This is a genomic window from Streptomyces sp. NPDC058637 (assembly GCF_042717325.1).
Taxonomy (GTDB): domain Bacteria; phylum Actinomycetota; class Actinomycetes; order Streptomycetales; family Streptomycetaceae; genus Streptomyces.
Map to the genome: position 1 here is coordinate 105350 of NZ_JBHXRD010000002.1, position 13023 is coordinate 118372.

At 71.6% G+C, this 13023-nt stretch carries 10 protein-coding genes and 1 pseudogene; 5 read left to right on the forward strand and 6 right to left on the reverse strand.

What is annotated here, in order from left to right:
• Positions 1–63 precede the first annotated feature (63 nt).
• Positions 64–1299 (forward strand): PucR family transcriptional regulator, encoded by a 1236-nt coding sequence (locus ACFWVP_RS02570; RefSeq protein ID WP_384493094.1) that lies wholly within the window; start codon positions 64–66, stop codon positions 1297–1299.
• 100 nt (positions 1300–1399) lie between these two features.
• Here the strand turns inward: ACFWVP_RS02570 and ACFWVP_RS02575 are convergent, their stop codons facing one another.
• Positions 1400–2434 carry a LacI family DNA-binding transcriptional regulator gene (locus ACFWVP_RS02575; RefSeq protein WP_384493095.1) on the reverse strand — a complete coding sequence of 345 codons (1035 nt, stop codon included), beginning with the start codon at positions 2432–2434 and terminating at the stop codon, positions 1400–1402.
• A 112-nt stretch (positions 2435–2546) separates the two neighbouring features.
• Here ACFWVP_RS02575 and ACFWVP_RS02580 point away from each other — a divergent pair, with 112 nt between their 5' ends.
• A complete protein-coding gene (locus ACFWVP_RS02580; protein WP_384493096.1) occupies positions 2547–3407 on the forward strand; it encodes a phytanoyl-CoA dioxygenase family protein in 861 nt (286 codons plus the stop codon).
• Here ACFWVP_RS02580 and ACFWVP_RS02585 read toward each other — a convergent pair.
• Positions 3365–3658 (reverse strand): annotated as a pseudogene (locus ACFWVP_RS02585) (DUF2267 domain-containing protein); the annotation flags it as partial. The gene ACFWVP_RS02580 and the pseudogene ACFWVP_RS02585 sit on opposite strands and share 43 nt — an antisense overlap.
• Positions 3659–3904: 246 nt before the next feature.
• Here ACFWVP_RS02585 and ACFWVP_RS02590 point away from each other — a divergent pair.
• From ACFWVP_RS02590 to ACFWVP_RS02600, 3 genes are read left to right on the forward strand one after another with little or no spacing between them, the layout of a single operon-like run.
• The gene (locus tag ACFWVP_RS02590; protein ID WP_384493097.1) at positions 3905–5683 is read left to right on the forward strand and encodes a diacylglycerol kinase family protein; all 1779 of its coding nucleotides are present in this window, start codon (positions 3905–3907) and stop codon (positions 5681–5683) included.
• A gap of 1 nt (position 5684) precedes the next feature.
• Positions 5685–6638, forward strand: a complete 954-nt coding sequence (locus tag ACFWVP_RS02595; RefSeq protein WP_384493098.1) for a YihY/virulence factor BrkB family protein — start codon at positions 5685–5687, stop codon at positions 6636–6638.
• Positions 6639–7421, forward strand: coding sequence for a phosphatase PAP2 family protein (locus ACFWVP_RS02600; protein WP_384493099.1), 783 nt, complete (start codon positions 6639–6641; stop codon positions 7419–7421). It abuts the gene before it with no gap.
• A gap of 550 nt (positions 7422–7971) precedes the next feature.
• On the opposite strand, the gene ACFWVP_RS02605 is transcribed toward ACFWVP_RS02600, so the two are convergent.
• The 4 genes from ACFWVP_RS02605 to ACFWVP_RS02620 are packed head-to-tail and all read right to left on the reverse strand — an operon-like array spanning position 7972 to position 12827.
• A complete protein-coding gene (locus ACFWVP_RS02605; protein ID WP_384493100.1) occupies positions 7972–8652 on the reverse strand; it encodes an ATP-binding cassette domain-containing protein in 681 nt (226 codons plus the stop codon).
• Positions 8649–9608, reverse strand: a complete 960-nt coding sequence (locus ACFWVP_RS02610) for an ABC transporter ATP-binding protein (RefSeq protein ID WP_384493101.1) — start codon at positions 9606–9608, stop codon at positions 8649–8651. Before ACFWVP_RS02610 ends, ACFWVP_RS02605 begins: the two co-directional genes overlap by 4 nt.
• Positions 9577–11343: an ABC transporter permease subunit gene (locus tag ACFWVP_RS02615; RefSeq protein WP_384493102.1), complete on the reverse strand. Its 1767-nt coding sequence runs from the start codon at positions 11341–11343 to the stop codon at positions 9577–9579. Before ACFWVP_RS02615 ends, ACFWVP_RS02610 begins: the two co-directional genes overlap by 32 nt.
• On the reverse strand, positions 11340–12827 hold the full coding sequence (locus tag ACFWVP_RS02620) for an ABC transporter substrate-binding protein (RefSeq protein ID WP_384493103.1): 1488 nt from the start codon (positions 12825–12827) through the stop codon (positions 11340–11342). The genes ACFWVP_RS02615 and ACFWVP_RS02620 overlap by 4 nt, the downstream gene beginning before the upstream one ends.
• Between the last annotated feature and the right edge of the window lie 196 nt (positions 12828–13023).

Consider the following 13023-nt stretch of genomic DNA (forward strand, 5'->3'; position numbering starts at 1 on the left):
CCGCCCCCGCCGTGGCGGTATCTTCACCGGAGCTGTGTCCCCCACGCGCAGAGGATCCCACTCATGGTGAACGGTTCGCGGCAACCGGCCGACGAGACGGCGGACACGGCGTCCCCCGAGGCATTGGCGACCTTCCGGTCGCTCCCGGCAGGGCTTCACGACCATCTGAGGCCGTTCTTCAGAGAGATCGCCAACGAAGTCGTCCAGGCGATCCGCAAGGAGATCCACGAGTACCACCGGCCACGCGACGACACCTACAGCCACGTTGTCCACCGAGGCGTGGAGCAAGCACTCGGCGGGTTCCTGGCCAGAATGGCCGAACCCGATACGGACTGGGAAAAGGTCAAGGCCACCTACCACCGCATCGGCAGGGGCGAGGCGGACGAGGGCCGCAGCCTGGACTCGTTCCAGGCCGCGCTGCGACTCGGCGCACGAGTCACCTGGCGCAGGATCAACGCACTCGTCGACGCCGAGGTGCTGCCCCGCCATGTGTTAGCCACCTTCGGTGAAGCACTGTTCCTGCATCTCGACGAAATGGCCGCTGCGACGACCATCGGTTACACCGAGGCCAGGCTGCACGCGGCGGGCGAGCTCCAACTGCGCCGGACACGGCTCATCGACTTACTGACGGGCGAGCCGGCGGCATCAGTCGAAGCGATCACCGACCTCGCCCACATCGCCCAGTGGCCCGTCCCGCGTGAACTCGCGGTCGTGGTCGTCGATCACGCACGCATACCGGACTCGGCTCGCCCCATCCTCCCACCGGAATTCCTCGCATGCTTCGACGCGCAGCCCGGCGTCATGGTCCTCCCCGACCCCGACCGGCCCGGCAGGGTCCGGGCCATCGGCGCGGTGCTGAACGGATTGCGCGCCGCCGTCGGCCCGACCGTCGCACTCGACGAGGGGGCCCGCTCGCTGCGATGGGCTCTGGACGCCCTGTCGCTCTCCCAGCGCGGCGTCCTGCCCGGCACCGGAGTGATTCGGTGCACGGACCATCTGGCCACCCTGTTGCTGTTCCGCGACGAAGCGCTGGTCGACGCGATCGCGCGCCGCCGCCTATGGCCGCTCGATCAGGTGCGTTCTCCACAGCGCGAACGTCTGGCGGAAACGCTGCTCTGCTGGCTCCAGTGCGGTCACAACGCCAGCGAGGTCGCCGAGCAGCTGGCTGTGCATCCGCAGACGGTGCGCTACCGTCTGCGGCAGTTGGACGAGGTGTTCGGCGACCGACTGCACAACCCGGCGGCGCAGTTCGAGATGCAGCTGGCCCTGCGGGCGATGAGCCTGCGCCCCGCCGCGTGACCTGGTGCTGCCCGTTCCATGAGACCCCGCCCCTGCGATCCGGGCCGCAGTGTCCTCTCGCGAGGCGGAGGGGGGAGGCCGGGCATCTCGGATCGCGAGGTCAATGGCCGGGAGGCCGGGGCCGCAAAGTTGTACTGGCGCGTATCACCAGGCGATGCGGGGCCGTGAGGTCCGAAGGAGGAACTTCGTTGTCCGGGCTGTAGATCCGGTCCGCCAGGCATTGCAGGGCGAGCTGAGCGATCTGCCGTTTGTCGGGGGAGACCGTGGACAGCGTCGGGTGCCCGTACTGGCCGTCTTCGATGTCGTCGAACCCGACAACCGCGAGATCCTCCGGAACCCGTACACCCCTCTGGTGTGCCATGTGTACTACTCCCAGGGCAAGTTCGTCACTGAAGGCGAATACCGCGTCCGGGACCTCACCATCCCTGTCGAGCAGGTCGGCCAGAGCCAGGGCGCCGTCCTTGCGGTGCAGAGTGTCCACGGCGGCTTCCCATTCCGGCCGGGCACTGACGCCGGCCCGCCGCAGTGCCCTGCGGTAGCCCTCGGCGCGTAGGGCTGAGGTCCCGTTGTGCAGGTGTGGCTGCAGGCCGATGGCCGCTACACGTCGGCGCCCCAGCATCAGCAGGTGTGTGGTGGCCTCGTCCGCAGCGCGAATGTTGTCGACGGCCACGTGGTCGGCCAAGCCCTGAGGGCTGCGCTCGCCGAGCAGTACGATCGGCAGAGACCTCGCGGTGGACGCCAGTTCCTGAGCGGTCAGCGCCCACGGACTGATGATCAACCCGTCCATCACGCGTCCGCCGCTGCCGGTGAGCAACCGGCGTTCCGCCTCGGCGTCGCCCAGTGTCTGATCGATGATCACGGTCCATGAGCGTTTCCGCGCCTCCTCCACCACGAGACCCGCGAGCTCCGCGAAATAGGGGGAGTGCAGCTCCGGAATGGCCAGGCCGATGATGCCGGTGCGACCGGCCCGGAGGCTGCGTGCGGCGAGGTTCGGCCGGTAGCCCAGTTCGTCGATCGCTTCCTGGACACGCCGACGAGTGTCCTCCGCGACCCGCGCGGAACCGCTGACCACGTTCGAAACGGTGCGTGCCGAGACCCCGGCGCGGGCGGCTACATCTTTCAGGCTGCTGCTCACCACGCCATCCTGGCATGCCGCCGGCAGGAATCAAGATTCTCGAACACCACTATTGCAACGTTGCATTCATCGCTGCAGTATGTCGGGGACAGTCTGCTGCAAGGAGCCGCGCATGAGCCCGCACACCCACCCCACCCACCCCGCAATTTCCCTGGCCGATCTCGACGTGGACGTGACCACCGAGGTCGAGGCTCTGTACTCGCTCGGTATCACGGCGCGCAAGGGAGCGTTCGGCCCGGAGTGGGCCGACCGGTTGCGTGAGGACATCGAGTCCGCCTTCCAGGAAGCCCTGACCCGGCCCGGCGGCACCGTCGGACGCGGCCCACACCGCTACTACGTGGAGATCCATCCCGAGCAGTTGCGCGGCTTCGTCGATCTCGTCGACCACCCGTGGGTGCGCTCGGTCTGTGAGGCGGTGCTCAGCCCCGGCTATCGCATCGTGGAGCTCGGCTTCGACGTGCCGCTCGAAGGTGCCGTCAACCAGCCCTGGCATCGGGACTTCCCCCTTCCCGAGGAGACCCGCGCGGAGCGGCGGCTGACCTCCTTGGCCTTCAACGTCACCGCCGTCGACACGGAGGAGGACATGGGTCCTTTCGAGATCGCGCCGGGAACCCAGTGGGATGACAGTCCGGAGTTCGGACACGGCATGTTCCCGCCCCGGTCCCACTACCCGCGCTATGAGGAACGGGCCGTGCGCAAGTACCCGCAGCGCGGCGACATCTCAGCACGTAGCGCCCTTACCATCCACCGCGGTACGAGGAACGACTCCCCGAAGTCCCGGCCTGTGCTGGTTCTGGGTGTGGACGGTCCCGAGGCCACCAACGGCGATCGGCATGACGCTGCTGTGACCCGTACCTACTGGGAGGCGCTGCCCGAGCGCGTCCGGCGCCATCTCGACTGCCCGGTCGTCGACCAGCTGGTGCCGATCACTCAGAAGCACACCATCGAGGGGCTCGTCATGGGCGATGCCTGAACTGACATCGAGGCGGGGACACGACCGTGTGCTCGCCGGCTGAGTTCGTCGCCTGCCGCATCGGCGGCCACGCTCAGCACGGCGCTGACGTCCCAGGCGTCGGTCTGCTCAGTCGCTCCCTCGATCCACGCCGTGGTCGCCCGCAGGAACCGCTCCGGCGGAAGTGGCTCGGCGGCCTGCAGAGGGTCGACCAGAAGCAGGGCGAAGATCTCGGGGAGCCGGGCGGCCGGCTCGGCCCGCACCTCACCCAACGGCCGCCGACGTCACCAGCCCCCGTCCGGCCGGTTCAGCTCCCGTACCTCGCGGACCTTTCCCACCACGGCCCGGCCCGACCGTCGTTGGACGCTGCGACCAGATGGCCGCCGGGCCGTGCCGGAGCAGAGGGCAGACGGGGCGAGGTAGTAGGTCTGGACGGGCTCGGAGAGGGCAGACGGCGAGACGCCGGGGTAAGCCCGGTCCCACGCGCAGCCGAGGGTCATTGAGACGACGGGACACCCATGCCGACCGACACACCGGAAAGACCCACAGCCGTCTCGGGGGAGCGTGTCTCCGCCACGCCGCCCCATCCCGGGGCGCGCACTCCGTCGCTTCCCCCCCGGTCCGGAGCGGAGTTGCAGAGCGGCGCCGCGAAGAACGGCGGAGGTATGGGCCGGGCCGCAGGCATCATCGGCTCGGCGGCGGTCTGCCAGGCGGCCCTGATGGTGGGGGTCGGGCTCCTGATCACCGGGCCCGCGACCGGCGTCTGGCCACTGACGTCCGAGGACGAGATCGTCGACACGCTGGAGGGGGCCCGCACCAGCACGCTCGACACGGTGTCCCTCGTCGTGTCCGAGGCGGGCAACACGGCCACGGTCGTCGTCGGTACCCTCATTTCCTGTCTCGTCCTGCTCCTGGTCCCGCGGCTTCCCCGGTGGCGGGATGCGATCTTCCTGGCCGTCGCCGTCTCACTTCAGTCCCTGGTCTTCCTGGTCATCACCGAAGCGGTGGACCGTAACCGGCCCGATGTCGAACGGCTCGACGCCTCGCCCCCCACGTCCAGTTACACCTCCGGACACACCGGGGCGGCGACAGCCCTCTACGCCGGCCTCGCAATCCTGGTCCTGCACCGGATGAAGGGGCCGTGGCGCAGAGTTGCAGCGGCCCTGCTGCTGCTCCTGCCCCTGCTGGTGGGCATCGCCAGGATCTACCGGGGGATGCACCACCCGACGGATGTCGTAGGGGGTCTGCTCAACGGCGGGGTGTCCCTGATGATCGTCGGCCGCGCTCTGCTGACCGGACCACATGTGCCCGGCGCCGCACCTGCCGCCGCAGCTACGCACGAAGAAACGGCCCACGGCGTGCCGGCCCGGCGGGCCACCGGAAGCGTCGCGGTGGTCTTCAACCCCACTGTCACCGACGAGGCGGTCTGCGCCGGCCTGCGTCAGATCCTCGAGGACCACGGTCACCACGGAACGGTCTTCGTGCCGACCACGGCCGAGGACCCGGGGGAGGGGCAGACGGCGCACGCGATACGGGGAGGGGCTTCGCTCGTCGTGGTCTGCGGCGGCGACGGGACGATCCGGGCAGCCGCGGAGGCCCTGTCCGGCACAGGTGTCCCCCTCGCGGTGGTGCCCTGCGGCACGGGCAACCTCCTTGCCCGCAACCTCGGTCTGCCGGTGAAGCCGACGGAGGCGCTGGCCGTCGCCCTGCGCGGTGCTCCGCACCGGATCGACCTCGGGCGGATCGAGGGTGACGGCATGGCGACCGCGCACTTCACGGTGATGTCGGGCGCCGGGCTCGACGCCGTGATGCTGGAGAGGACCAGTGACCGTGCGAAGGCCCTGATCGGCTGGCCAGCCTACGCGATGGCCGGCCTGAGGGAGCTGCGCGCGCCCCGGATGCGCCTGACGGTCGGCATCGACGGAGCACGGCCCCTGCGACGCACCGCCAGGATGGTGCTCGTCGCGAACACCGGCACGGTACAGGGTGGCGCCGTCCTGGTCCCGGCCGCCCGCCCTGACGACGGCCTGCTCGACCTCATGATCCTCGACCCGCGCGGACCCGCGGGATGGCTGAGCGCCGTAGCCTCGGTGGTGCGCCGTCGGCCGGCGGGCATGACCGGCCACGCCGGGAGGTCCCCTTCCGTGGAGTACTTCACCTTTCGCCGTGCGGACGTCCGTTTCGAAACCCCGCAGCCACGCGAGATGGACGGCGACCCGGTGGCCCCGGGCCGGCGTCTCACCGTCCAGGTCAGGCCCGGCGCGCTGACCGTACTCATGCCCGAGCGAGGAGAGTGAGATGGGCACAGCCACCAGGGTCCCCCAGACCCGGGACATGGCCGGCAGCGAACTCTCCGGCGACGAGGCACTGGTCACCCTGAGGCGCTACGGCCGCTGGCCGCTGCTGCGCGACTCATTCGTCCGCTTCCGGTACGCCGACGGCTTCAGCCACTCCCGGGCGCTCGCCCTGCAGACCGTACTGGCCGTGGTGCCGCTGGTCATCGCCTTCGTCGGGCTGTCGACGGCCCTGCACACGGAGGAGCTGGGCAGAGTGGCCGAACTGACGATCCAACGGATCACGGCGGGGCCGAGCGCCGAGGTGGTCGACGACGCCCTGGACCGCAGCCGGCGCAACGCCGACGACGGGGCACAGGTCGCCCTGTGGTTCGGACTGGTCTTCTCCCTGACCAACACCACGACGGCGATGTGCCAGATAGAGCGCGGGGCCAATCGAATCTACGGGGTCGAGCGCGACAGGGTCTTCCACCTGAAGTACCTGCGGGGGCTGGTGATGTCGCTGACCGCCGGCATCCCGCTCGGCGTCGGCTTCGTAGCGATGGTGGCCGGAGGCGACATGGTGGCGGCCGTGGTCGAGGTGTACGACCTCGGTGCGGGTGCCCGGTCGGCGTGGGACCTGCTGCGCTGGCCCGCAGGCGTGGTCCTCGTACTCATCTCGGCGAGCGCGATCTTCCGCCGCTCGCCGAGACGCCGGCAACCGGGCTACACCTGGCTGGCCTTCGGGGCCGCCGTGTATCTGGTGCTCTGGACCGGGCTGACGTGGCTGCTCAGCCTCTATCTCGAGATCAGCGGTTCGTTCGACACCGTCTACGGCCCGCTCACCGCCTTCATGTCCCTGCTGCTGTGGGCCTACCTCACCTCCATCGCGCTCTTCCTCGGCCTCTCCTTCGCCGCCCAGCTGGAAGCGGTGCGGGCCAGGCGGCCAGGACCCGTACAACCCGATCCAGGAGCCTGAATGACTGCCCGACCCACTGCCCCGTTTCTGCGACGGCGACGGGAAGCCGACCGCAGATTCGGGATCCGGCTGTTCGGATCCGCAGCCGTCGCGGCGGTCGCCGCCGTCCTCTTCGGCCTCCTGCTCGTCCTGGTGGAGAGCGGGTGGCACCCACTGCGGCGCCTCGACGCTGGCGCGGCCCGGTGGCTGAACCGGACCGCCCTCGACCATCCGGCGTGGACCGGCACCCTGCGCTTCTTCTCCGACGTGGTGTGGGACCCAGTGACCCTGCGTGCGGCGGTCGCCGTGCTCACCCTGTGGCTGCTGTACCGCCGTGCCTGGCGTCTGGCCGCATGGTCGGCGGTCACAGCGGTGGCCGGCGGGCTGACGGGGCTGCTGGCGAAGATCGTCGTCGAGCGGGCGAGACCGGCTCTGCCGGACCCGGTGGCGCACGCCCCGGGGTTCTCCTTCCCCTCCGGCCACGCGATGACGGCCACGACCTCGCTCGCGATCCTTCTGCTCGTCCTGCTACCGCTGGTGCGTCGCGGGCTGCGCCCCGTGTTGTGGGCCGTGGCGGCGGTCTCGGTACTGGGCGTCGGCTTCACCCGCATCGCGCTGGGCGTCCACTGGTTCAGTGATGTGGTCGGCGGCTGGATGCTCGGGCTGGCTGTGGTGGCGCTGACCGGATGGTCCTTCGAGGCGTGGCGCGCGGACGCGGGCCTCGGCCGGACCGGCGTGGCCGAGGGCCTGGAACCGGAGCTGAGCGGCGACGATCCCGAGGCGATCGACCCCGACCGAACCTGACCGGTCGAAGGCGGACGGCTGGTGCACCTTCGGGACCGGCCCGCCGAGTGGGGTGGTGCTTCCCTGGCGGTGGAGCCGGCGGAACACATGGGTGGAAGGATTCGCTATGAGTTGACCCGTCAGACGCTGTGCGGTGGGGCGCCGCTGCACACTTGCCCTCTCAGCGGTCGCTTGCGCCCCGTGGGTAGGGCGCTGCCGCACGACAGCTGGTCGACCGACCTCCGCTGTTCGGAGAGGGTGCAGGCACAGTTCAAGCTCGGATCCGGGCATCGTTGCGCTTGCGCACCGCAGGTTTTCCTTGTACGCGGCCGAGGCTACCGCCCCCCCAGCGCGCACAGGGTGACGAGCTGGGGGAGCCCGAACGGCTTCGTGAGGCTATGTCGTCGGCCGAGGGCTCCCGAGAGCAGGTCGTACCCGCAGGGAGCCGGACCAGGAGCCGGCGAGAGCGGTTCGTGTGCTTGCGGAGGGTTGAGCAGGCAGCGCCATGCGCTCGGGCGGCCGCGCGACCAGTTCGTTTCACCCGGCCGCGGCTCGTTCGGGAGTGGAGTCGTCAGGTGGGGACGGTGCGCCCGTCCCGCATCTCGATCACCCGGTCCGCGAAGTGCCGTACAACCGCCCGGTCGTGGCAGATGAACAGGTAGCCGAGGCCCAGCTCGTCCTGGAGATCGGCGAGCAGGTTCAGCACGCCGGCCCGCACGGACGCGTCGAGTGCCGAAACCGGTTCGTCGAGGACGAGCAGCCGCGGTCCGGAGGCGAGGGCGCGGGCGATTCCGGCCCGCTGGCACTGGCCGCCGGAGAGTTCGTGCGGGCGCCGGTCCCCGTACGACGGGTCGAGGCCGACCCGGTCGAGCAGTTCGGCCACGCGGGCGGGTCCGTCGGCCGGGTTCCATCTGCCGTGCACCTTCAGCGGTTCGGCCACCGCGTCGCGGATGCGGTGGCGGGGGCTGAGGGAGCCGTAGGGGTCCTGGAAGACCGGTTGCATCCGTGGGCGCAGCGGGCGTAGTTCGCGTTCCGTCAGGGGGGTCAGCTCCCGTCCCTCGAAGCGGACCTGCCCGGCGTCGGGACGGCGTAGCTGGAGCACCGCGAGGGCCGTGGAGGACTTGCCGCACCCGGAGGGGCCGTTGAGGGCGAGTGTCTCGCCGGCGTCCAGCGCGAAGGAGACATGGTCCACGGCGGTGACGGGTCCGTAGCGGACGACGAGATCGCGGACGTCCAGCAGGGGGTGGTTCATACGGACCTCCGGAGGGGGTCGGGCACGTCGGCGGCGTGGTGGCAGGCGACCAGGCGTCCGTCCACAGCGCGCAGGTCGGGTTCGCGGCTGTGGCACGGGTCCGTAGCCTGCGGGCAGCGCGGCGCGAAGGCGCAGCCCGGCCCCAGGGCGTCCGGCGCGGGCGGGGTGCCGCGGAGGACCGGCAGCCGGCGGCGCCGGGGGCCGTCCTGCGGGAGCGAGGCCAGCAGGCCCGCCGTGTACGGGGCGCGGGGGCGGCCGAGGACCTGTCGGGCCGGGCCGAGTTCAGCCGTCCGGCCCGCGTACATCACCAGCACGCGGTCCGCGTGCTCCCGTACGACGTCCAGGTCGTGGGTGACGAGTACCAGCGCGGCGCCGATCGCTTCCCGCTGCTCGGCGAGCACCCGCAGGACCTGCTCGCGGCGCTCCTCGTCCAGCGCGGTGGTCGGCTCGTCCGCGACGACGACATCGGGCTCGTTGACCGTGGCCATGGCGATCACCGCACGTTGTCGCATTCCGCCCGAGAACTCATGGGGGTAGGCCCGTGCCCGGCGCGCGGCGTCCGGTATACCGACCCGGTCCAGTGCCGCCACGGCCCGGGCCCGCGCCTCCCTGCGGGACACGCGCCGGACCGACCGTACGGCGGCGGCGAGCTGGTCGCCGACAGGGTGGACGGGGGAGAGGGCGGACAGGGCGTCCTGGGGGACGAGGGTGATCCGGCGCCCGCGTTCGGCGACCGCATCCGTGGAGTCCCGCAAGCGCACGCTGCCGCCGACGGTCGCGCCCCGCGGCACCATGCCGAGCAGTGCCCGGGCGGTGAGCGACTTGCCCGCGCCCGACTCCCCGACGAGAGCGAAAACCTCGCGCGGGCGGACATCGAAGGTCAGTCCGCGTACCGCCTCGACCTCGCCGAACGAGATCCGCAGGTCACGGACCGACAGCAGTGCTTCGGACTGCATGGGCGGACTCCTTTCGTACCGTACGGCCGGTCGTGCGCCGGCTTCCCCGGTCCTGCGCGTATGCCGCGCCCGACACGGCCAGTCCCGCCAGCAGGGCCAGTGCGGCGGCCGGGGCGAGGGCTGCCCAGGGGGCGCGTTCCACGTAGGCGCGGGATTCGTCGAGGAGCAGGCCCCACTCGGGGGTGGGCGGCTGGGCGCCGAGGCCGAGGAATCCCAGGGACGCCAGGGCCAGGGCGATACCGGGCAGCCGCAGCAGGGCGTGCCGGGCGACCGGGGCGGCGACGGACGGGAGGACGTGCCGGGTGAGGATCCACCACGGTGGTGCGCCTATGGCGCGTTGGGCGGTCAGGAACGCCGACGCCCGTATCTCCTGCACCAGCGCCGCCGCATGCGCTGCCAGGGGCGGCCAGGAGATCAGCGCGACCGCGAGGGCCGCTCCGCCGGTGCCGGGACCGGCTGCCGCCGCGACCAGGATCCCGACGATCACCGGCGGCAGCGCGTTGGCGATGTCCGCCGCGCCCGCCGCGATGCCCGGCAGGAACCCGAGGGCCAGGGCGAGGGCCAGACTCAGCAGGCACACGGCCGCCGCCGTGCCGACCGTCGACGCGGCCCCGTGACCGAGCCGGGCCAGTACGTCGCGGCCGAGCCCGTCGGTGCCCATCGGGTTCGACCAGGAGGGCGGGGCCAGCCGAGCCGTGGTGTCGACCGCGTACGGGTCGCGGAGCAGGCCCCAGCCGATCGCGGTCAGCAGGAGAGCGCCGAGGGCGGCCGGGATCGCCGGGTGAGCCCGGACAGGACGGGCCGGCGGCAGCGAGAGACCGGCGTCACGCAGGGCGGGACCCAGCAGCCGGCGTCGTACGAGGACGGCCAGCGCCCCGGTGATCAGGCCCAGGGCGAGCAGGGCGAGGACGGCTCCCTGGAGCAGCGGTAGATCCTGGGACTTGGCCGCGCCCAGCGCGGTACGTCCGATGCCGGGCACCGCGAAGACGGTCTCCACGGCGACCGCGCCACCCGTCAGGCCGACGGCGACCATCCCGAACTGCGGTACCAGCGGAGGCAGTACGCGACGGAGCGCGGCGAAGGCGACGCGGGTGCGGCTCACCCCCGCTCCCCGCCACAGCTCCACCCACCGTTCGTCCAGTACGGCGGGCAGCGCGTCCGCGACGAGCCGCCCGAGCAGGCCGCCCGCGGGAACGCCGAGCGCGAGGGCGGGCAGGACCAGGTACTCGGGACCCTGCCAGCCGGACGTCGGCAGCCACCCCAGCCACACTCCGCACACCAGCAGCGCCACGGTGGCCAGGAGGAACTCCGGCACGGCGGCGGCCATGGCGGCGAACGCTCCTGCCGACCCCCGCCCCCGCACCAGTACGGGTGCTACCAGGGCCACGGTCAGCAGCAGTGCCACGGTGAGAGCGGCGGCCATCAGGCCCAGCGACACCTGGAGTCCGGAGACGACGGACGGGAGGATGTCCGTGCCCGACACCCAGGAGGTGCCGAAGTCACCGCCCAGGAGCCCGGTGGCCCAGTCGCCCAGCAGGGAGAGCGGGCCCGCGTCCAGGCCGAGGTCCTGGCGGATCGCGGACAGGGCCTCCTCGGTCGGCTCCTGTTCGGCGGACCTGGCGCGCAGCACGGTCAGGGCCGGGTCCCGACCGGAGAGCCAGGGCAGCAGGCCGACAGCGGCCAGCGCGGCGGCGAGGGAGAGGGCGCGGGTCACCCCCGCTGCGGTCGGCCTCACTTGAGGTGGGTGTCAAGCGTGACCAGTTCCCGCTCGCGCGGGTCGTGGGCCGCGCCGGCCACGTCGGCGGCGTCGCCCTGGATCACGCGCTCGTGGAGCATCGGCACGGCCGCGTCGGTGGCGAGCACCGCGGCCTCGGCGTCGACGACGGCTCGCCGGCGGGCGTCACCGGTCGGCGTCGCGCCCGCCCTGCTCAGGGCCTTGTCCACGGCCGGATCGGCGAGCTGCGGAATGTTGAACGAACCGTCGGAGGCGAAGTCGCTGTACAGGTACGCGGCCGGGTCGCCGGAATCGAGGACGGTGGCCCGGGAGAGGATGAACGCGTCGAACGCGCCGGTCAGGGCGTCGGACTCGATATTGGCGTACTCGCGGACCTCCAGCTTCACCTTGAACCCGGCCTTCTGCAGCTGCTGTTGCAGCGCGGCGGCCACCTCCGGAAGTTCGGCCCGGTCGGTGAACGTACCGATGGTGATGCTCTTCCCGGCCGGATCACCGGACTTCGCGGGGCGCGCCGGCTCGCGCAGGCCGGCCGCCCACGGCAGCGCGGGCCCGAGCAGCCCCTCCGCCACGTCGGCCCTCCCCTCGTACACGCCCTTCACGATCGACTCGGCGTCGATCGCCTCCCGGGCCGCCGCCCGCAACGCCGGGTCCTTGAAGGCGCCCCTCTCCGTGTTGAGGTACAGCGTGTTGGTGCGCGGCATCGGGACCTCGGTGATCAGGTCCCTGTCCAGCAGCGCGGCCTGCGAGACGGGCACCGCCTCGACGATGTCGGCCTCGCCACTGCGCAGGGCGGCGGCGCGGGCGGTGCCGTCGGGCACGAACGTCACGTCGATGCCGGGAGCCTTGGCCGTGCCGCCCCAGTAGTGGTCGTAGCGGTCGAGGGCCGCGGAGGAGGTGCCGTCGACCTCGGTCAGTTCGAAGGGACCGGTGCCGGCACCGACCGGATTCACCGTCTTCCCCCTGTACGCCTTCGCCGCGAGGATCGACAACTGCGGGGAGCTGAGCCGCTGCGGGACCAGCGGATCCTCGTCGGCGGTCGTGACGAGTACGGTGCCGGGTTCCCCTTCCTTCACGGTCAGTTCGACGCCGTCGAGTATCCGGGGCTTGGGGGAGGCGCCGGCGGCCTCGGTGAGGGAACGGACGACGGCCTCGGCGGTCAGCCCGGTGCCGTCATGGAAAGTGACGTCCTCGCGGAGGGTGAAGGTCCAGTTCCGGCCGGACTGCTTCCACCCGGTGGCCAGCGCGGGCTCGGCGTCGCCGTCCGCGTTCAGTCTCACGAGCGTCTCCGCCGTGGACCAACGGGACAGCTTGAACGCGTCGTCGGAGAGCGGGGACAGGCCCGAGCGCGGCGGCTGCATCATCGCGACGCGGAGGCGCTCGCCCGCGCCGGCGCCGGTGGCCTCCGTAGACGCGAAACAGCCGGTGAGCAGGGCGGAGGCGGCGAGGACCGCGGGGAGGAGCAGGGGACGGGACGGGACGTACACGGTGTCACTCCGAGTAAAAGGCAGGCCAGAAGTCGAGCGTGTGACGACCGTAGCATGATGATAATCATTTTCAGATGAGGGCCCTTCTCGCGGCCCCTCCCGCGTGACACCCGCACCTGCTTCCCGCTTCTCACGACCACAAAGCGGGCCCGGCCCCCGGGTGTCGTACGAGACAGTGGGGGCCTAGTTCCGAGGG

Excerpts from the sequence above, each read along its gene's own strand:
- ACFWVP_RS02570 (WP_384493094.1), top strand. The coding sequence starts at position 64 with ATGGTGAACGGTTCGCGGCAACCGGCCGACGAGACGGCGGACACGGCG.
- ACFWVP_RS02580 (WP_384493096.1), top strand. The coding sequence starts at position 2,547 with ATGAGCCCGCACACCCACCCCACCCACCCCGCAATTTCCCTGGCCGAT.
- ACFWVP_RS02590 (WP_384493097.1), top strand. The coding sequence starts at position 3,905 with ATGCCGACCGACACACCGGAAAGACCCACAGCCGTCTCGGGGGAGCGT.
- ACFWVP_RS02595 (WP_384493098.1), top strand. The coding sequence starts at position 5,685 with ATGGGCACAGCCACCAGGGTCCCCCAGACCCGGGACATGGCCGGCAGC.
- ACFWVP_RS02600 (WP_384493099.1), top strand. The coding sequence starts at position 6,639 with ATGACTGCCCGACCCACTGCCCCGTTTCTGCGACGGCGACGGGAAGCC.
- ACFWVP_RS02605 (WP_384493100.1), bottom strand. The coding sequence starts at position 8,652 with ATGAACCACCCCCTGCTGGACGTCCGCGATCTCGTCGTCCGCTACGGA.
- ACFWVP_RS02610 (WP_384493101.1), bottom strand. The coding sequence starts at position 9,608 with ATGCAGTCCGAAGCACTGCTGTCGGTCCGTGACCTGCGGATCTCGTTC.